13 protein-coding genes and 1 pseudogene are annotated in these 21721 nt (G+C 38.8%); 10 read left to right on the top strand and 4 right to left on the bottom strand.

Going from position 1 to position 21721, the window contains the following annotated elements; genetic code table 11:
* Window positions 1–143: 143 nt before the first annotated feature.
* Window positions 144–4010, top strand: coding sequence for a TIM-barrel domain-containing protein (locus tag B4Z90_RS16165; protein ID WP_070563789.1), 3867 nt, complete (start codon window positions 144–146; stop codon window positions 4008–4010).
* A gap of 77 nt (window positions 4011–4087) precedes the next feature.
* Here the strand turns inward: B4Z90_RS16165 and B4Z90_RS16160 are convergent, their stop codons facing one another.
* The 3 genes from B4Z90_RS16160 to B4Z90_RS16150 all read right to left on the bottom strand — a co-directional run bounded on the left by B4Z90_RS16160 (window position 4088) and on the right by B4Z90_RS16150 (window position 5844).
* Entirely contained in the window at window positions 4088–4966 is an 879-nt protein-coding gene (locus B4Z90_RS16160; RefSeq protein ID WP_070563786.1) for a pirin family protein, read from the bottom strand.
* A 129-nt stretch (window positions 4967–5095) separates the two neighbouring features.
* Window positions 5096–5410, bottom strand: coding sequence for a hypothetical protein (locus B4Z90_RS16155; protein ID WP_070563783.1), 315 nt, complete (start codon window positions 5408–5410; stop codon window positions 5096–5098).
* An 11-nt stretch (window positions 5411–5421) separates the two neighbouring features.
* Window positions 5422–5844 (bottom strand): OsmC family protein, encoded by a 423-nt coding sequence (locus B4Z90_RS16150; protein ID WP_070563780.1) that lies wholly within the window; start codon window positions 5842–5844, stop codon window positions 5422–5424.
* 261 nt (window positions 5845–6105) lie between these two features.
* Between B4Z90_RS16150 and B4Z90_RS16145 the strand changes: the two genes are divergently transcribed.
* The 9 genes and pseudogenes from B4Z90_RS16145 to B4Z90_RS16105 all read left to right on the top strand — a co-directional run bounded on the left by B4Z90_RS16145 (window position 6106) and on the right by B4Z90_RS16105 (window position 20428).
* On the top strand, window positions 6106–6825 hold the full coding sequence (locus B4Z90_RS16145; RefSeq protein ID WP_139144934.1) for an outer membrane beta-barrel protein: 720 nt from the start codon (window positions 6106–6108) through the stop codon (window positions 6823–6825).
* Window positions 6818–7030 (top strand): annotated as a pseudogene (locus B4Z90_RS16140) (TMEM175 family protein); the annotation flags it as partial. The gene B4Z90_RS16145 and the pseudogene B4Z90_RS16140, both read left to right, overlap by 8 nt.
* 138 nt (window positions 7031–7168) lie before the next feature.
* Window positions 7169–9193 carry a glycoside hydrolase domain-containing protein gene (locus B4Z90_RS16135; protein WP_236560373.1) on the top strand — a complete coding sequence of 675 codons (2025 nt, stop codon included), beginning with the start codon at window positions 7169–7171 and terminating at the stop codon, window positions 9191–9193.
* A 505-nt stretch (window positions 9194–9698) separates the two neighbouring features.
* Window positions 9699–12167: a phosphodiester glycosidase family protein gene (locus B4Z90_RS16130; RefSeq protein ID WP_286802764.1), complete on the top strand. Its 2469-nt coding sequence runs from the start codon at window positions 9699–9701 to the stop codon at window positions 12165–12167.
* Window positions 12168–12307: 140 nt separating this feature from the next.
* Window positions 12308–12877 (top strand): sigma-70 family RNA polymerase sigma factor, encoded by a 570-nt coding sequence (locus B4Z90_RS16125; protein WP_115047393.1) that lies wholly within the window; start codon window positions 12308–12310, stop codon window positions 12875–12877.
* 64 nt (window positions 12878–12941) lie between these two features.
* Window positions 12942–14126 carry a FecR family protein gene (locus tag B4Z90_RS16120; protein WP_115047395.1) on the top strand — a complete coding sequence of 395 codons (1185 nt, stop codon included), beginning with the start codon at window positions 12942–12944 and terminating at the stop codon, window positions 14124–14126.
* A gap of 116 nt (window positions 14127–14242) precedes the next feature.
* Window positions 14243–17731, top strand: a complete 3489-nt coding sequence (locus tag B4Z90_RS16115) for a SusC/RagA family TonB-linked outer membrane protein (RefSeq protein WP_115047397.1) — start codon at window positions 14243–14245, stop codon at window positions 17729–17731.
* An 18-nt stretch (window positions 17732–17749) separates the two neighbouring features.
* Window positions 17750–19492 carry a RagB/SusD family nutrient uptake outer membrane protein gene (locus tag B4Z90_RS16110; protein ID WP_201303574.1) on the top strand — a complete coding sequence of 581 codons (1743 nt, stop codon included), beginning with the start codon at window positions 17750–17752 and terminating at the stop codon, window positions 19490–19492.
* Between the two features lie 27 nt (window positions 19493–19519).
* The gene (locus tag B4Z90_RS16105) at window positions 19520–20428 is read left to right on the top strand and encodes a glycerophosphodiester phosphodiesterase family protein (RefSeq protein ID WP_115047401.1); all 909 of its coding nucleotides are present in this window, start codon (window positions 19520–19522) and stop codon (window positions 20426–20428) included.
* Between the two features lie 85 nt (window positions 20429–20513).
* On the opposite strand, the gene B4Z90_RS16100 is transcribed toward B4Z90_RS16105, so the two are convergent.
* Window positions 20514–21599, bottom strand: coding sequence for an SGNH/GDSL hydrolase family protein (locus B4Z90_RS16100; RefSeq protein ID WP_115047402.1), 1086 nt, complete (start codon window positions 21597–21599; stop codon window positions 20514–20516).
* Window positions 21600–21721 lie beyond the last annotated feature (122 nt).

Raw genomic sequence — 21721 nt, 5'->3', positions numbered from 1 at the left:
TGCTCCATCGGAAGCTGTTCCGAAACCGCCGCTAGCCTGCAACATTATTATTGGACAATCGTTTGCATTCCATAATTCCTTTTTTACTTCGATTTACTATTGTATTATTGTTATGTTAATTTAATGCATTATAAATCATACGCATGAAGATATCTTTTTGGAGCACAAAAGCACAAGTCAGTTTACTGATGGGATTGGCTTCTCCTTTTATTTTTCAACCCTCTCGAGTTGACGCTAAAGTAAGTACGATCAATTATTATAATACAATGGGTCGCGATCACGGAAACCGTATTATCACGATTCAGAAAATTAATCCGACAACAGTCGAGATTGTATACGATAATGGTCAACGTCTTACTTTAGATTTCTACGGTAATCATATTTTTAGGATGTTCCAGGATGTTCATGGCGGTATAATCCGTGATCCCGAAGCAAAACCCGAAGCAAAAATATTGGTAGAGCAACCTCGGAAAACAGTCACTGGGCTTGAGGTAAAGGATGGAGGTAATAAGGTCAGCATCTCCACCAACGATATTCTTTTTTCAATGGATAAACAGACTTCACAGTTTAGTATCCTTAATCGTAAAACCAATAAGATTGTAGTTGAAAGCTTAAAGCCGGTCGTTTTTGAGGACAAACAAGTAAGCCTTGAATTAAAGGAAAATGCGGATGAGTACTTTTTTGGTGGTGGCGTTCAAAATGGACGTTTTTCACATAAGGGAAAAGTAATTGCTATCGAAAATCAGAACAGCTGGACCGATGGCGGTGTTGCCTCTCCAACCCCTTATTACTGGTCAACCAAAGGGTATGGTTTTATGTGGCATACTTTTAAGAAGGGAAGTTACGCCTTTGGAGCCAAAACCGCTGGCACAGTCAAATTGGCCCACGATACGGATTATCTGGATGTCTTTTTTATGGTTGGTGACGGTATTGTGCCTTTGCTCAACGATTTCTACCAATTGACGGGTAACCCAATTCTTCTACCAAAATTTGGTTTGTACGAAGGACATCTTAATGCTTATAACCGCGATTTTTGGAAAGAAGATGAAAAGGGAATTCTTTTTGAAGATGGCAAACGCTATAAAGAAAGCCAAAAGGACAATGGCGGAATCAAAGAATCGCTGAATGGCGAGAAAAACAATTATCAATTTTCGGCTCGCGCAGTCATAGACCGTTATAAAGCCCATGACATGCCTTTGGGTTGGATTCTTCCCAATGATGGTTACGGTGCTGGATATGGTCAAACGGCATCTTTAGATGGAAATATCCAAAACCTGAAAGAGTTCGGCGATTATGCACGTAAGAATGGTGTGGAAATCGGTTTATGGACACAGTCTGATCTCCATCCCAAAGACAGCATCAGTGCATTACTGCAACGTGATATAGTAAAAGAGGTACGGGATGCAGGTGTGAGAGTCCTAAAGACGGATGTGGCCTGGGTGGGCCCAGGATACTCCTTTGGTCTCAACGGGGTAGCTGATGTAGGGCATACCATGCCTTACTATGGCAACGACGCTCGTCCATTTATTATTTCATTGGATGGTTGGGCAGGTACGCAGCGCTATGCGGGTATCTGGTCGGGTGACCAAACTGGAGGTGTATGGGAGTATATTCGATTCCACATACCAACATATATAGGCTCGGGACTTTCGGGCCAGCCCAACATTACCTCTGACATGGACGGGATCTTTGGTGGTAAAAACTTCAAGGTCAATATCCGTGATTTTCAATGGAAGACTTGGACACCCATGGAACTCAATATGGATGGCTGGGGCTCGAACGAGAAATACCCTCATGCTTTGGGCGAGCCAGCTACTTCGATCAATCGTCTGTATCTGAAATTGAAATCTCAATTGGTTCCCTACAGCTATAGTGTGGCAAAACAAGCGGTAGATGGTCTGCCCATCATTCGCGCGATGTTTTTAGAGCAAGCAAATGCTTATACACTTGGAAAGGCAACGCAATACCAGTACCTCTATGGTCCAAATTTCCTGGTGGCACCGATTTATCAGGAAACACGTGTGGATGAGAAGGGAAATGATATACGCAATGGTATCTACCTGCCGGATGGTGAATGGATTGATTATTTTACGGGTGAAAAATACCAGGGTGGCCGTATCATCAATAACTTTAATGTGCCTATTTGGAAGCTGCCTGTTTTTGTGAAAAATGGAGCTATTATTCCGGTAACCAACCCGAATAATAATGTGCTGGAAATCAAAAAGGATCAACGTATTTATGAGGTGTATCCTTATGGGAATTCCAATTTCCTGGAATATGATGATGATGGAAAAACCGAGGCTTATCGGTATGGTAAGGGAGTAACTACATCCCTAACTTCGCAGTTAAACAATAATAAAGTTGTTTTTACGATTGCTCCAACACAGGGCGAATTTGACGGATTTGAAAAAATGAAGTCTACCGAAATTCGTTTCAACGTTACCAAAGCACCTAAGAAATTGACCGTAAAGGTCAATGGAAAAAATAATAAACTTAAAGAAGTGAACAGCTTAGATGCGTTCAATACTTCTGAAAATGTATATTTCTACGACGCACAACCAAACCTGAATCAGTTTGCAACCAAGGGATCTGAATTTGAAAAAGTACCTTTGGTGAAAAATCCGAAGTTGCTGGTACGACTAGCGAAACAGGATGTCTCATCGACTGCAATAGAAGTACAATTGGAGGGTTTCGAATATGCTCCTGTTGACAACTATCTGGCTCAGACCGGTGCTTTGACTTCGCCCAAAGCTGTTATCACAGATCAACATACACAAGCATATACCTTAACCCCAACCTGGGAAAAGGTTGCAAATGCTGATTATTATGAAATTGAATTCAATAATCTGATCTATTCGACCATCAAAGACAGTCAGTTGCTATTCGAAGGATTGGCCGCGGAAACTGATTACCAGTTTAAAATTAGAGCTGTCAATAAATCTGGTGTTTCAGATTGGAGTACATTTGCCGCAAAAACAAAGGCAAATCCATTGGAATTTGCCATCGAAGGAATCAAAGCAGAGACTTCTGTGGATAACCAAGGCGGAAATGGTATCAATAAATTGTTCAATTATGATGAGGGGGATATGTGGCATACAAAATGGGGACATACTGCGGTTCCGTTTGATATGATCTTAGATCTAAAATCCGTTAATCAATTGGATAAGTTTGTGTATCTTCCAAGAACCGATGGCGGAAATGGCATCATTTTAAAAGGAAAAGTATTCTATAGCAATGATAAGGACACCTGGACGGAAGCTGGTGGTTTTGACTGGAAACGTGATGGCGAAATGAAACGTTTTGATTTTGGAACCCATCCGGTGGCTCGATTTATCAAAATTTCAGTTTCTGAAGCTGTGGGAGGTTTTGGTTCAGGAAGAGAATTATATGTGTTTAAAGTGCCAGGTTCGTCAAGCTACTTACCGGGCGATATTAATAATGACCGATTGATCGATCATAATGACTTGACTTCCTATATTAACTACACGGGATTGCGACTGGGAGATGGAGATTTCGAAGGTTATGTCAGCAATGGTGATGTCAATAAAAATAATCTGATTGACGCTTATGATATTTCCAATGTTGCTGTTGTCATAGAAGGCGGTGCAAAACCAAATAAAGAAGAAAAGGTCAGTGGTAAATTAAAACTGATTCCTTCAAAAACGACCTTAAAATCGGGTGATATTGTGGAGATCAGTGTTAGTGGAGAGAATCTTAAAGCTGTCAATGCACTTAGTTTTGCTCTTCCTTACAATCAGGGTGATTTTGAATATGTCGGTATTGAGTCCGTACATTTAAAGGAGATGAACAATTATAGCAACGATCGTCTTCACACCAATGGAAGTAAGGCTCTGTATGCTACTTTTGTTAATCTGGGCAACAAGGAGACTTTGAATGGATCTGAAGTTTTATTTAAGATCAAATTGAAAGCAAAACGTAATGTCAATTTCAATCTGAAAGCAATAGATGGTATCTTCGTTGATAAAAAGCTGAATTCCGTTACTTTCTAAAATAAATAGCCTTAACAAAAAAGGGAGCCTCATAGGCTCCCTTTTTTTGTTAAATGATGTCTAAATAATGCACCTAATTAGTCCAATATCATACTAAGATCCATCAGCAGGATTTCAGTATCTGCTGAGGTTACTTTGAGGTTAATTTCAGCGACATCCCATATTCCAAAGCCATCTCTGCTTTCTAATTCTTTTCCTTCGACAGTAACACTACCTTTTATTACAAAAACATATACACCATTTCCTGCCTTTTTGATTCGGTATTTTGTTTGGACGTCCTTGTCAAAATGCCCCATGGAAAACCAGGCATCCTGATGGATCCATACACCCTCGTCTTCTCGATTTGGAGAAAGAATTTGCTGGAATTTATTCTGTCTTTGAGTTATATCCAATGTAATTTGATCGTATCGGGGGCTCACATTCCGTTGATTAGGGTACACCCAAATTTGAAGAAACTTGACTACCTGATCGGTGTTTTTATTATATTCACTGTGTATGATGCCTGTTCCGGCGCTCATGACCTGAATATCTCCTTTCCGGATAATGGCTTTGTTACCCATGCTGTCTTCGTGTTGCAAATCACCTTCCAAAGGAATACTGATGATTTCCATATTATCGTGCGGGTGTTTGCCAAAACCTCTTCCTTCAGCCACTATATCATCATTTAGCACCCGTAATACACCAAAGTGCATACGTTCGGGGTCGTGATAATTGGCGAAGCTAAACGTATGATTGCTATCTAACCAACCATGATTTGCATGACCGCGTGTAGCCGCCTTGTGGAGGACACTATGGTTTTCCAATTTGTCTGAATTATAGTTTACAGCTTCGGCATCCAGCGTTTCAAGCGGCTCTATCTCGTCAATATCATTCTTCAAGATATCAGCTGAAGACACTGTTGATGCAAATATCCCGGAACCCAAAAGTCCCTTTTTTATAAAGTTCTGTCTGTTCATGATCTTATTATTTAGTATCCAAAATTAGCCTATTGGCCGTCGATTTCTATTGATCTAGTTCAATAAAGAAAGAGTTTTAACGGTTTTCGGTTGTTTTTCTAGGACGCTATTGCTATATCCTGTGCTTTATTAAACGGAGAGTAAGTCTGGAAAAAGACTATAGACTTCATTTTTTAGAAGTCCACTTCCACCGCCATAATGTTTGATCAGACCAATCGGATAAGTGAGCCGCGTAAGGTGATCTGTTATTTCATGCTCTTCCTGAGGCGAGAGTCCCGAACTCAATAATAAAACATCTACAGGGACGTCAATAAGCTGTTTTTTACAGGCATCCAAATCGTATTGTATCGATGCATTCCAGTTGGGCGTGTTTTCAATGATTCTCTTGAGCGTGAGGAGAATTTCTTCATTTTTACCAAATATGAGAAAGGTTAAGATTTTCATGATGTTCTTTTTTAAGGATTTGTCCTGATGAGTGTATTGACAATGGCATTACCCTTTAAAATTTTTGAAATGGGACATTCTTCGGCAATTTGTTGCAGGCGTTCTCGGGTATCCTCTGCTAAGATTTGTCCAAAAGCTATCTCGCGATCAAAATATGTAACCACCTGTCCTTTTTCAATTTTGAGGTACATATTTGAACTGACTGAAATTTCTGGAATATCAAGCCCTTTTTTATCGATGTACATGCGTAAAGTAGCTAAGGTACAAGATACAAGCGATGAGATAAGAAGGGTGTAGGGGTCAGGCCCAAGATCTCTGCCGCCAAGTTTTTCAGGTTCATCCGTAATAAATTCACCATTCCTCCAGTGGATGCTGGTCTTATATTTCTGCTCGGCAATATGACCGATGACAGGGTTTTCCAATATATATTTCATACGGATAATTCTTTTGTTTGTAATACAACAAAAATAAGCCTGAATTGATTCATTTTCATTGATGTAGTTCAATAAATATAGTCATATTGTCTCCTGATATTTTTTTATTGGCTGATAAGATTGATGGATTTCCGCTGATGAATGCACCCTATCGTTACAGAAAAAATAAAGATTGGAGTAAGTTGAATCACATAAATTTTCTTACTTTTAACAATCAAATTCGCTCAATTTTTTAAAGGATTTTAATTTAATATTTCGGTTATGATGAAGAGATTTTTACTTGTCGGACTTTTTGCTGGTATAACCCATTTTATGGCTTTCTCGCAATCGCACGAACTACGTGTGGGTGTCACCTCCGGTGTGTCCAATTTTACGGGATCGGGAACCGAAGCAAAGAGTACGTTGAATGGATCTACACAACAGGACTATTATACCAATAATCCTTATGGAAAAAAATATGGAATCAATATTGGTGGCGCTTTAAACTACCGTTATGTTTTTGCCAACAACCTAATATCAGGTTTGGAAGGCGCCTATGAACGATTGCAGACAAAGATTGATTTGGAAGGCAATGAGTTTATGAATGGAAGCCGTGGTCAGACCCGTCTCAATCAACAATTTATCAATTTTAATCCTTTTGTTGGCTATCGTGTCTTTTTTGAACCGATGACAATGGATATACAGCTGGGTATGGATATTGCCAAAACGCTGAGCATCAAAGAAAATGGTAGCATTGAAGATAAACAGGGGAATAAAACAAGTTTTGATCGTGATAGAGGCAAGGTTATCGATTTGGATCTACGCCCGCGTTTACAGTTTAATGTAAATTATGACCGTTATACCATGTTTGCCGGTTATTCATGGGGCCTAAAAGACTACCGTAGTGGAATGTTGGGCGGTGATCCTGGTGTGGCGCGATTAAATGTATTCCGTTTAGGCCTGCAGTATCAGCTATTAACCCCGATCTTCAAAAATGACTAAAGGCAGGTTAGAAGCATTCAGTGATGGCGTTTTGGCCATCATTATAACGATTATGGTACTTGAATTATAAGTACCTGAAGGATTTACTTTTGCTAGCCTTAAACCATTATATCCTAAAGTTATCTCCTATATCGTTAGTTTTGTTTACGTTGGACTGTACTGGTATAATCACCATCATCTCTTTCAAATTGTTCGAAAAGTTCTCGAAGAATTAATAAATAAAAAACATCAGGCGCTGAAAAAAATAGTTGTTTGCTATGGCCAAGAACTGTATAGGTTAGCTTTTTGTATCGTGAAAAATCAGTTTGCGCCCTTTATACATATAAAAAATAATAGACTATATATGAAAAAATTACTGCTGTCTTTGATGCTCTGTTATGCTACAATTGCTGGAGCGCAGACCGATCGTGTAAACGTCTTCTTGGGATCTTCCGGCGACCACGGCCAGCTTTCACCAGCGGCTTCTTCTCCTTTCCATCAATTGAGCATTGTGCCCTATACTAATCCGGGGACGCATACGGGCTATGAGCATCTTGCCAAGGAAATTAAAGGCTTTACACACAATCGCCTCGAGGGAGTAGGTTGTATGGGCAGTGGTGGACTGATCCTTATTAGACCATTTATAAAAAATGATACAAAGCCGCTGAATAAAATTGACGAGCACGCCCAACCTGGGTATTATGCTTTAAAAACCGCAGAGGGTATTCAAGTTGAAGTGGCTGTGAATAATGATTTTGGTCGTGAACAATATACTTTTCCCGTGGGTAGGAAAGGTTTTTTTATTGATTTGGGGCATGCTTTCAATGGCGCTTTTGTTGACAATGAATTTACACAGGAGGGTAATCTGCTATTCGGTAAAGTACGTGCGAAAACGACCTGCCATGTGGGAACATATACCATTTATTATGCGCTGGAAATTCCTACAGCGAGCGAATGGCGAAAGGAGGGGAACAAGATCTGGGTAGACCTGAAGGAGGAAAGCCTTATAGCAGACGTCAATATTGCATTTTCGGCTGTGGATCAACAGGACGCAAAAAAGACACTTGCAGAATATGATAAGCTAGATTTTTCAACGGTAAAAAAACGTGCAGCTGATCGTTGGAAAACTGCCCTGTCGGTACTGCAGGTAAAGGGCGATTCGGATAAGGTAGATTTATTCTATTCCTTGCTCTATCGCAGTTTACAATCTCCTTATGTTATCAGCGATGAGCAGGGAAATTTTAGGGGAACAGACGGGAAAATACATCGTTCCAAAGAAATACGTTATCATGGATGGGCAATTTGGGACAATTATAAAACACAGCTACCGCTTTTGGAGCTGATAGATACTGAAATGTATCAGGGCGTTGTCTCCTCGATTGCAGACCTGTACCGTTATGGGAAATTTGACTTTGCAGGAGCTCATGAACCAGCAAATTCGGTCCGGACAGAACATGCCGCTGTCGTTCTTTTGGATGCGGTCAAGAAAGGATATCGGGTCGATATTGATGGAATAAAAGATTCGTTAATACATGATACCCTGCGCTATGATTTTAAGAAACCGGACAAGTACCTTGAAGCATGTTATGATATGTGGGCAATGTCCAAGCTTTTTCCGCAGAACAGCAAAATCTATCTGGAGCGAGCAAAATCATATCAGGCAATTTGGAATAAAGATTTCAAAGATCTGACCAAACGAGATGTCGACCGTATGTCGGCACGGGATATGTATCAGGGAACAATTAGGCAATATCGTTGGAATGTACCTTTTGATGTTATGGGATTAAGAAAGCTAGCAGGTGGTGAAGAAAATTTTACACAGCAACTGGATGAGTTTTATGACGGTTATTATTTCAATAGGGCGAATGAACCGGATATGCAATCGCTGACCTTATATAATGCGAGTAAAACCCCTTGGCGCTATCAGGAGTGGATACATCGAATTGCATTGGACACCATCATACAATATTACTTTAATGACAACAGCCGTGGAATCGGAGCACATATCGACCGGATCTATAAAAATGAGCCTAAAGCCTTTGTAAGAACCATGGACGACGATGCTGGTGCTATGTCGAGCTGGTGGGTGCTATCTGCGATCGGATTGCAACAACCTTTGGTCGGGGAACCTGTTTTTTATATCAGCGTGCCATTTTTTGATCAAATCAAACTGGAAAATAAAGGGAATCCACTGACCATTGAGGTGCCGAATCGAAGCGACAAAACGCGTTATATCAAATCGATTAAGTTGAATGGAAGGGATTTGAAGAGGTTATGGATCACACATGAAGAGCTTAGAAAGGGAGGGACGCTGCAGATTGAATCGTCGGAAATACCAACCGATTATGGAAGGGATGATCCTTGGATAAGTCACATGGACAACAATTAAACATGATCTGATCAGAGATTGTAGACTAAATTGGCGTTTTTTACTACTTGGAGATTTAAATATACTGACCATACAGATTTGAAAATCGATGACCAGTTAATTTGCTCCAGAATAGAATAACCTCATGCTAAAATAATGCAGTTACAAAATTTGCGATAAAAACTACGAAACTTAGTGGCTGTTTTTATCAAAGTGTGGTTGTATAGATATAATCTGGAAATGAACTTATTTTATTATTCAGATGTGTCTTCAATAACATATTTATTATTCCCTAAATATGTTGTTGAAGACTATTTCTAGAATGCAATTCGTAACCAAAACTACTCGGTCTGTAACCCTAAAATAGACAAAATTAATTATTTTCTTTTTTTATTTTTCTTGGTAAGGTGTTACTTTTTTTACCGTATCTAATAGTAAACTAAAGTATAAAAGAAAAATGAAACACTCAATTTGGATTTTTTTGTTAGCACTGCCATTTGCTCAGTGTAAAAAAATAACAACTGAGGTGGCTATTCCTACTACGGAAGAAACTTCAGCAAATGGTTCGATATCTACGGTTGAAGAAATGGAGGATTTTTTAAATGCCTTATCTTTAGATGAGGATTTATCGAGGTTTAAAGATGATATTGGAGAAGTGTCACTGGCTAATAACATCGATATGCAAGATATAGATTGGGATAGTCTGAAGGCTTCGGTCTCTTCAGATGTGACTCAAGCAAATAAAGAGGTTGAATATCGTTTAAGTGGGGGGCTGAATTTAGTCTTTAACGGAAATGGGCATCGACTTGAACATATAGATCGTGTGATTGATTTAGATCAAGGCGGTATTTCTTTCGGTTTGTTTGACGGAATTGATACATCTGGGGTCATTAAAAATCTGACGATGACAGGTGATATTATAGTTAATGGACAAAGTAAACAGGGTATTGCTATTGGTGCGTTTGGTGGATATGTTAAAGGTCGAATTGTAGATTGTACGAATTTAGTTAACATTTCATTTGCAGGTTCAGATCATGCTAATGTTTCGATGCGAATTGGAGGGATGGTTGGTGTGCTTGATGGCGGAAGTATTGGTCGTTTTGGTGAAGATTACTCCTGCATTAATAAAGGAGATGTAATCGTATCTGTTGAAAACAATTTGGCGACAGGCGTAAACAGTGGAATTCACTCTGGAGGAATTGTGGGATTTGTGCAAGGAACTGAAGCAATTATCTCGAATGCACAAAATTCGGGAACAATAAAAGTAGGGACGGGGCGTAGTGGAGGAATTGTAGGCTCTTTAAACGGAGGCAAAGTGGTTCAATGTATGAACGATGGTAAACTAATAGATGATTGGGAAAATAAGTTTCAAAACCGTGCGGATAGATATAATATAAAACGTATGGGAGGGATTGTTGGTGGTTCGGGAGCCAATACTTTGGTACAGACCTGCACAAACATGGGTTCCGTATTTTCAGTTAATGGCAGTCGTGTGGGGGGATTTGTGGGGCACAATGGGGGGTATGTAGATGATTGTACAAACGGTGGTATCATCCTTTCAGATGCTCGTGCTATAAGTTCTGCAAAACATGGTCCAGGGTGGGCTTGCGGATATTCCGGAACGAGTTCGTCTGATACATTCGTTAAAAATTGCCACATTGGTGGGAGGGTGGATAATTACAGTTTGTTTAGTCAAATTCCAGAGCAGGCTGCTGTAGCAACCTATAAAAATGCAGTGTGTCATGGTGCTTTCGATCCTATGTTGAATTATCTCAACAATAGGGATAATGATTATTACGCATGGGAAACGATTGACAGTATTCAATTAGCGCCTGGAGTATCATATCGAAAATATTCATTTATAAATTTTGGACAACATATTTATGCTGTTGAGATTGATTTGGACAATCCAAATGTAGTTTTTGAAACAGCAATGGCAAACGAAATATGTCCCAACCCCAATGCTAATCAGAATGCAAATAATGGAAAAAACCGACGTGAAACTCTATCTGAAACTATTACTCACAGACGGGCGCAAGGACGGAACATTGTAGCGGGAATAAATACAGGCTTTTTTAATTCGCATGACGGGTTTCCAAGGGGAGTACATATTGAAGAAGGGGAACCTGTTTTTATTAATAACCCGGATGTACGTAGACGTTTGGTTAACCATCGTCCCGGTTTTACATTCTTTACTGATCGTACGATAAGTTTTGGAGAGCGGGAGTTTAAAGGTAATGTGCGGATAGGGGCTGAGGAGTTCGAATTCTATTCTGTAAATGATACTATCGTTCGGTTAAATGGTAAAGTAAACTATGACGCCAATATATATACTAACCGTTTTGTAAAACAACCTTATGCTGGATTATCTAATCCAATTGGAGAGCGGGCTTTATTTTTAGTCTGTAGAAATCAAGCTGAGGGCTTGCAAGTAAATGTAGGTTACCAGACTGCGGAAGTTGTGCAAATAATAGATGGTCGAAATGCAGCGATTACAGTCCCATTTGTAGGTTCAAAGAAAGATTGGGTATTGCAAGTTACTGGGAGTAAGGCTGAGCGAATGCGTAGTTTACTTCAAGTAGGCAGTTTGATTGATGTGAAAAATACTTTGCTTATAGGCTCCGTTAGTAAGGAAATCAAAGTACACAATGCCAGTATGTTTCATTATGTTCAAAATGGTAATTATGTCGCTCCAAGCAGTGAAGCCGACGCATTGACTATCAACCCGACCACTAATATTGGAGTAAAAGAAAGTGGTAAAAAGATCATATTATTTTGTGTGGATGGTCGATCAGTAAACGATAGGGGTTTGGATTTTTATGAGGCCTATCGGGTTGCTGCAAAACTCCAGCTTAAAGATGTAATTAGATTTGATGGTGGTGGATCTACAACGATGTGGGCGAAGAGCATTGGAGAAGGTCGAGTTGTTAACCAAGTTTCGGATGCAAATGGTGAACGAAGTTGTATGAACTATTTACATATAAGAGTGAAATAAAGCGAGTTGTAAAAAGAAGGTTTTCTAATTATGGATAACCTTCTTTTTTTTATAACTAATTGTTTTGCAGATTGTTAACAAAAAATTAATTTTAGATTTTGTGCATTCTTCAGTAAATTTGTTTCAACTTAATCATATGTATGCTACTGACGATAGATATTGAAAAATTTAGACAAGGAGATCAAAAAATATTTGAAAAAGTATATGATTGCTACCAGAAACCATTATTACATTTTGCACGTACATTTATTCATGTAGAAGCGGCTGAAGAGGTTGTCAGCGATGCTTTCTTTGGTTTATGGAAGCATCGTATTAAGATAGATAATGATCGTCACCTAAAATCATTTTTGTATGTGACCGTAAAAAACATGTGTATTGATGTGTTGAGAAATGTTAAGTCTCTAGCAACATTTCCTATAGAAGATTTCGATTTTGCAAATGAAAAGCCGGAAATATTGGTCAAAATACTTTATTCTGATCTGTTGATGCATTTAGAACAAAAGCTTCAAAAGCTTCCTAATGCACAGCAAAAGGTATTCCGAATGAGCATTTTGGAAGGGATGAGCACGGAGGAAATCATAAGAGAGACAAATATGTCCGCGGAATCAATTTTTGTCCAAAAATCAAAAGCTATTTCCTCACTGCGCAAATCATTTGTGTACAATCCTTTGATGCTAATTGTGCTACAATATCTTATAGATCATAGATAATTTAATTTTTTTGGTAAGGTTGTAAACCTGTTTACGTATTAGAAGTAAATAGATTAAAAAGGAAGTGAAAGATTTAGCGGATTTACTAGAGAAAAAAGCAACAGGAGAATTAACCCCCGCTGGAGAGAAGGCACTTCAGGATTGGGCGAATAAAGATCCTTTATTCAAAAGTCTGATTGAACGTATAGATAACGAAGAACTATTTCTAAAAGACCTTAAAGAATTCCAGGATATCTCCACAAAACCTTTGTCAGAAGATCATCGTTTGTGGGATGCTATCCGTAGGGATGACAACACTAGAAAAAATAGATTCCGTTACAGTTGGATTGCTGTGGTCGCAGCAATTTTGGTTTGCTTTATCTACTTTTCTCCATATTTTTTGGTTTTTAGAGACAAGCAAATTTTTCAGACAGCACCTTTAGCCGATACTCGCAAAGATATTCTCCCCGGCAGAGACATCGCTTTTATCACGCTATCTAATGGAAATAGACTTACATTGGATGACATGGCTGTAGGAGCGGAGGTTACAGCAAATGATTTGCATATCCGAAAGGATCAAGATGGTTCATTAATTTGTGAAACACAAGAAAATGGAGGAGACCAGCGTGGCATGCTATTAAATCATGTTATAGAAACACCGCTTTCGGGTCAATATAAAATAACATTGACAGATGGTACACGAGTATGGTTAAATGCAGGATCACGGCTCTCGTTTCCATCACGCTTTAAAGGGGACGAACGATCGGTAATTTTAGAAGGTGAGGCTTTCTTTGACGTTAGAAGAATGCCTGAAAAACCATTTAAAATAGCGGTTAAACAACAGTTGGTTACAGTGCTAGGTACATCTTTTAATATCAATGCATATCCTAATGAGCCAAATGTGAAAACCACTCTTGTTGAAGGTAGTCTAAAGGTTGCTGCCGGAAACCAATCAAAAATTATAAAACCTGGACAGCAACTATTGGTATCGAATGGACTTCAGATGTCTGTTCATTCTACCATTGTGGAGGATGAAATTGCCTGGAAATTGGGTTATTTTAGTTTTAGATCAGATAACTCCATGGTTGTGCTAAGGCAATTGGAACGTTGGTATAACATTCATATTGTTATGAGTGAGGCTGTAAAAAAAGAGTTGAAATTGATAGGTAAAATAGATCGTAAAGCATCATTGGACCAAGTTATACGGATGTTTCGGACAAGTAATATTGATTGCAAGCTACAAGGGCATACCTTGATACTCGATATTTAACCACTAAAAATTTTCTCAACAATAATGAATATCCCCAAAGAGTAGTTGGCAGGATATGGGGACGCCCATGTCATATCCACGACTTTACTATATTTTTTATATGACAACATTGTAAAATGAATATTAAATCATTTCTTTCTACCTGCTGTTTGCTGCTTGGAGTCGCGGCAGTAAATGGTCAACAAATTACCTATAAAGCTCAAAATGTTGCTTTAGATCGGGTACTATTGGAAATAGAAAAGCAGAGTAACTGCTTCTTTCTATATCAACAAAAAGATGTTCAGAACAAGAGTTTAAAAGTTATAAATTGGGAAAAAGTCTCACTAAGGCATGCCTTAGATAGTATAGCTTACACACAAAACATGCAATACAGTATCGAAGGCAAAACAATTGTGTTTTCCATCGATACAAAGAAGAAGAAAAATGATTTCAACGGGTTAAAAGTGGAAGGATTGATTGTAGATCATAAGCAAGAACCATTAATAGGAGCAACTATACGTGTCAAAAACAAAGAAGATATCACGGTGGCTGACGAGTATGGCCGATTTGAATTCTTGTCGTTACATCAAAATGATATTTTAATTATTTCTTCTACGGGCTATGAAGAAAAGGAAGTTAATATAGGTAGCAATAATAGGCTACGGGTTGTACTAAATCAAAAAATAACGGCTTTAGAGCAAGTTATTGTTCAAGTAGGTTATGGACAGCAAAAAGCGAAAAACCTAACGGGAGCAGTGTCTGTCGTCCAAGCAAAGGATATTGAAAATAGGATCGTTTCGGGAACAGCACAAGCTCTACAGGGAATGGATCCTGCATTAAATATTACGTTTGGCACGGGGGCAATGGATGGTGGCTATGGAATCAATGTCAGAGGTACACCTTCAATCAATGGCGGTACGCCTCTGGTTTTAGCAGATGGTATTGAGGTCAGCCTAAGTCAGATCAACCCAAATGATATTGAGAGTGTGTCGATTTTGAAAGACGCATCTTCAGCCGCGATTTATGGCGCCAAAGCTTCTTCTGGTGTTATTTTGATAACAACTAAACAAGGGCGCGATCGAGGTGGTAATGGAGTAATTACATATAGTGGGCGCAAAGGTTTTTTACAAAATACGACATCGACAGACTTTATCAATACGGGCTATGATCATGTATCCATTGTGAATAAATTTTATAACATCTATCAGGGGACAGATATGGCAATCTATACAGAAGATGAAATGAAAATGCTGGAAGAACGAAAAAATGATAAGGTTGAGAATCCGGACCGACCATGGACCTATGTGCGAGATGACGGAAAGTATGCTTATTACGGCAATACCGACTGGTATAACCATTTCTATCGAAAAACCAGGCCAATGCAAGAGCATAATCTGACAGCTAATGGGGGGAATGAAAAGATCAAATATCATGTAAGCGGTAGACTATGGTCGCAAGATGGAATTTTTAATATTTACGAGGACCGCTTTCAAAGTTACTCGATGTTTTCAAAACTTGATGCACAAATCAAACCGTGGCTGAAGTATACTGGAACATTGAATTTCACTTCGTCCAATTATAAGTATGCAGGATATTATGATGAACAATTTACCATCAGAGCTTTACAAAGCAATATTTTATCTTCATTTGTACCTTTGAATCCGGATGGCTCCATTATGCAGTATCCCAATCAATTGAATGCTAATTCGCCGATAGGAGCTGGACATGGTGGCTTTTTAACAGCAAATAAAGCACGGAACTCCCGGGGTAACACGTATACAGTGTTGTCGAATAGGCTGGATGCTGAAATCACCAAGGGGTTGGTGTTGACTGCACATCATGCATATGGAAATAGGAAAAGATTGTATAAGTACCGCAATTTACCTTTTGATTATTCCCGTGAAGAAGGAGTATTGCTGAATTTTACGTCAGGAACAATTTCTAATTACTATCAAGAAAACCATTATCAGGTTCAGGATCACAACTTAAATGTGTATGCGACTTATGACCGCGATTGGGGGGCAAAGCATCATCTTACAGCGATGAGCGGTATTCAATATGAAAATTACCGGGAGACAAATCTCTCTGCACGGAAAAATGATCTTCTGAGCGAATCTCTAAGCTCTTTCTCTTTAGCTACAGGAGAGGCAACGGTCGGTCAAGCGATAGCTGCTTTTCGAACTTTAGGTATTTTTAGTCGTGCAAATTATAGTTACGCGGGAAAATATCTTTTGGAAATGACCGGTCGCTGGGATGCGACATCACGATTTGAACCCAATCAACGATGGGGATTTTTTCCATCGGTATCTGCTGGTTGGCTGATGAGCGACGAAAGTTTCTGGCAACCTTTGAAACAGATTTGGAATTCAAGTAAGTTACGAATTTCGTACGGTAGTTTGGGGAATCAGCAAGTTGGCAATTATGCTTACATCGAGGAGATTAAAACCTCTAATAGTATGAATTATACCTTTGATGGGACAACGAAGGCCAACTATGCGAATGTTTCGGATCCTATCTCATCGTCTTTAACTTGGGAGACTGTCAATACATCCAATCTTGGAGCCGACTTTTTGTTTTTGAATAGTAAGCTTTCATTTTCAGGTGATTATTTTATCCGAGATACAAAGAATATGCTGGCTCAATCGCTCACTCTACCTGCTGTCTATGGAGCGAATACCCCAAAAGGAAATGTTGCTGATTTAAGAACAAAAGGATGGGAACTTAAATTGAGCTGGCAAGACCAAATTAAACTGGATCATCCTTTACGATATCATGTAACGGCAACCTTGGGTGACTATAAAACAACCATTACTAAATATAATAATCCGGACAAACTGATTAGTGAGTATTACGTCGGAAGACAATTCGGTGAAATATGGGGCTATCGTGTAAAGGGATTGTTTGCAACTGATGAAGATGCTGCAGCCTATCAAGCGAGGCTGAATGATAAAGCAGTTAACAACAGAGTTTATACGAGTAAAAAGGAGAATTACCTCCGCGCTGGCGATGTGGAATTTATCGATCTTAATGGTGATGGCATTATCAATCAAGGCTCTGGGACAGTTGGAGATCCTGGAGATAAACAAATTATCGGCAGTACGCAACCGCGTTACAATTATTCGTTACGATTTGGTGCGGATTGGAACGGATTTGATGTGTCTATTTTCCTGCAGGGTGTCGGAAAGCGGAACTGGTATCCCACCGAATATGCCTATGATTTTTGGGGTCCATATTCCTTTCCTTCACTATCGTTTATTCACAGGGATTTTATGAATAATACGTGGTCTGAAGAAAATCCAGAAGGATATTTTCCCAAGCCGAGGGGGTATGCTTCTTATTCTTCAGGGGCATTAGGAGAAGTAAATGACCGTTATTTGCAGGACGTAGGCTATTTACGTCTAAAAAATCTCACAATAGGCTATACATTCAAATGGAAGGAAAAATCATCCACAAATATTCGGGTATACGCTTCAGGGGAAAATTTATATTATTGGTCCAAGTTGAAAAAATATAGTAAAACAGTAGATCCGGAATTGACGGTAACTTCTTCTACCTATGATGCAAACAGTGGTGTAGGCTATAATTTTTCGAAAACGATGATTTTCGGTTTGAATATCGTTTTCTAATTCTTTAAATAAAAAGCTATGATAACTATAACTATAACTAAAAGGGTAATTTTCGTGTTTGCTGTCCTATTGCTAATGGGCTGTAAAGATCAGCTTACACTAATGCCAGAGGATACGTTGAGTCCAAATAATTACTTTTCGAGTCGGGAAGAGCTGCGATTGTGGACGAATCAGTTTTACGGTCAATTGGATGAAGCGGATGAGCTGGCAGGTCAAAATGCTGACGATCATGTTGATAATTCTTTGGGAGCTTTGATTTTAGGACAACGTGATGCTGCAAGTGAAACTGGTTGGAACTGGTCACTTTTGCGGAGTATTAATTACTATTTACAAAATTCGTCCAATTGTGCTGATTTGGAAGCAAGAAAGCAGTATGATGGTGTAGCATATTTTATGCGGGCTTACTTCTACTTCAATAAAGTTAGGCGTTTTGGTGATGTACCCTGGTATGATCAAGTGCTGTCGTCTTCTGACGATGAGCTACTCTTTAAATTGAGAGATAACAGGACGCTTGTCATGGATTCAGTTATGGCAGATTTAGATAGAGCCATTGGTATGTTACCAATTGCCAAATCGGTATCAACTGTGACCCGTTGGACAGCTTTGGCATTGAAAACTAGAGCTGCTTTGTTTGAGGGTACGTATAGAAAATATCGGGGTATTGCTGAAGCTGATAAATATTTGTTGCAGGCAGTTCAAGCAGGCGATGAATTTATAACCAATAGCGGTTACACGCTTTATAAGGCTACATCAGGTATGAGTTATAGAGAGTTGTTTGTAAGTGATGATGCGATTGCGCAAGAGGTAATTTTGGCAAGGATATATAGTTCAACCGTTAACCTTATGCATGGTATACAGTTTAATATTATCAATAGTAAGCAGGGGATGACAAAACGTTTTATGAATCATTATCTCATGAAAGATGGTACCCGTTTTACGGAGCAGCAAGGATGGCAACAATTAACTTATAGTAATGAATTCGGCAATCGTGATCCACGGATGGCTCAGACCATCCTTCATCCAGGCTATAAACAGATTGGTAGCACGCAGGTTACTAAAAATCAATTAAGTTCTGCGACGGGATATCAGCCCATCAAGTTTGTTTCTTCATCGGCTTTTAGTGGCGCCTCAAAGGGAGTTAGTGATTTCCCATTATTTAGAGCTGCTGAAGTTTATCTCAATTTTGCAGAAGCAAAAGCTGAATTGGGAACACTGACACAAGGAGATCTAGATAAGTCAATCAATAAAATACGGGAACGTGCGGAAATGGCATCACTCCAATTAAACTGGGCTAATCAGTATCCCGATGAACTCCTATTAACTTACTATCCGCAGGTATCAAAAGACAATATGAAAGGTGTAATTTTAGAAATAAGGCGAGAACGAACGGTGGAACTTGTTATGGAAGGATTCAGGCAGTGGGATATTATCCGCTGGCACGAGGGGCAGCAGTTGGCCATGCCTTATTATGGCTGTTATTTCCCAGGCCCCGGCCGTTATGATATGGATAATGATGGTGTGGATGATCTTGTCTTATGGACAGGTGTCAAAGAATCAATAGCTAATGGAGTCAGCAAAGAAATTGGAGTAGACATCATTTTATCCCAGGGAACAAACGGATATGTTATAGCCTATCCCACAGTTAAAATTACTTGGAATGATAATCGCGATTATCTTTGGCCGATTCCCACAAGTGAACGGGTGCTCTCAGGTGGACGTCTGGTACAAAATCCAGGATGGGAAGATAGCTCAGGTTTTTAAGATTGTTCAAATTTAAAAGTTACTAAAATGGGAAAAGTGAAAAATATATTACTACTATTAGTTTTATTGTTAAATGGACTCGTTCAAGCACAAAACACAGTAGATAGAGCTCGTGTAATACGTCGGGCGCTATTGGAGCGAAATTCTGATCATGTTTTTGTAGTGACGCACCGAGGTGATTGGCGAAATTATCCCGAAAATTCTATTTCTGCTATAAAGAGTGCCATTCAAATGGGAGCGGATATTGTAGAGTTGGATGTACAGCGGACAAAAGACGGCGTGTTAATTCTGATGCATGACAAAACTTTAGATCGCACTACAACTGGCAGTGGTCTGGTAAAAGATACTGAATTTAATACTATTCAGACTATGTATCTGAAGAACGGAGCCGCTATTCGGACCAAAGAAAAAGTGCCGACATTAGAAGAAGCTTTGATTGTGTCAAAGGGTAAGGTTTTACTCAACTTAGATAAAGCTGACGATTATTTTGATGAAATATATGAATTACTAAAAAAAACAGGAATGTCGCATCAAATAATTATGAAGGGAAATCGATCAGCTACTGAAGTAAAAGAAAAATATGGTTCATACTTGACGGATATATTATATATGCCCATCGTTGATCTAGATAAGCCAAATGCCTTAACGAGTGTCGCTCAATTTTTAACAGAAATAAATCCGGTGGCGATTGAATTCGTGTTTTCTGATAAAAAAAACACAAAGGTTACTACCTTGCCGAAGCTTTTAGAAAATAAAAGTTTGATTTGGTACAACACACTTTGGGACACATTGTCAGGAGGGAATGATGATGATTCAGCATTAGCTAATCCGGATGCAATCTATGGTTATTTAATCAATCAATTGCATGCACGTATTATTCAAACCGATAGACCTATATTTTTGATTGATTATTTAAAAAAAATCGGAAAGCACTAATTGTAAAGACATTTTATAACAGATCTATGTGGATGCAAAAATGAGTGAAGCTTGTTTGGGTTTCACTTATTTTTGCATTTTGACTTTACTTCAATGCTTTTAAAATAGCTTTTTGGATAGTGTTAGCAATTCTTTTAAAACCTAAATCACTAAGGTGGACACCATCGGTAGTCGCTTCGTGGTCTGTTCCGATCAACTCGTCCGAGGAAATATAATAAATTTTCTTGACACCGTCTTTTACTAGCTTATCATATCCTTTTTTTGCGTTGTCGTTTTGTTGTTTCACACGCTTTCCAAGAACTAGGTCAAAATTTCCGTTTTCTCGAGATACAGTTTCCACCAGTATAATCGGAGTTGAGGGATTTTTTATCCTAACCTGTTTGATAAAAGGTATAATCCGTTCTTCAATTTCTTGTGGGCTTGGATTTGGGATACAATCTAGTACATAACAATCTGCCGGTACTGACGCTACATATTCGCCCACCTCTTTCTCCATTTTTGCACTTCCACTGAATCCGAGATTGATGACATCAACTCCTAGTTCTCGCTGTAAAATGGCAGGGTATGCCATACCCGGACGACTTGCAGAAGCCCCTTGCACTATACTTGAACCATAGATAACAATCCGTTTGTTTGGATCTATTTTTGGAGATCTTGGGATTGCAATATGCGCATGAGTAGATACTCCTACAGCTATCGATGTCGTGGTATTGTAAAGAGGTAAGTAAAGCATAAATTGTTTGAGACTGTTATCCATATTGTTGATTAATATATGCTCATTATTTGTGCTATCTTTCAGTGGTTTGCCTACATTTACGAATTGCCATTTCCCATCTTTTAGACAATATAAATCTAAACCACTATGACCAATAGGAGTCATATTTGCAGCATATCTAGCCGATTCAAGCTGCCATTTTGCTGCAATGAACCGGGAATCAGTTTCAAATAAGAATGCGATTCCAGCACTATTTTTTGCTAACTTTTGGACAGCGCTTGGTAGATCAATTTTTTCGTCATTGGGTATACGTTCATAAATTGGTGAAGATTTCTTTGCTTTGCCAATGATTTGAAGTTCAGAGGCAGGGATATATTTAATGTTTTCTTGAGCTTGTAAAGAATAGAATAGCAGGAGACTTGAGATAGAGCTCAATAAAGGTTTTATGTAATGCATTGTAGATTTTTCTTCTCTAAAAATAGTTTTTTTTGTCCGTTTGAGTATTTGTTTTAGGTTAAGTTTTAATGAATAAAATGTAAATTTTTAAAAATATCTGTTGATCAGACTTTAGAGGAATA

It is taken from the genome of Sphingobacterium sp. UBA5639 (assembly GCF_002421245.1).
Classification (GTDB): domain Bacteria; phylum Bacteroidota; class Bacteroidia; order Sphingobacteriales; family Sphingobacteriaceae; genus Sphingobacterium; species Sphingobacterium multivorum.
The sequence above is the reverse complement of the archived record's forward strand: the minus strand, read 5'-3'. Positions and strand labels throughout refer to the sequence as shown.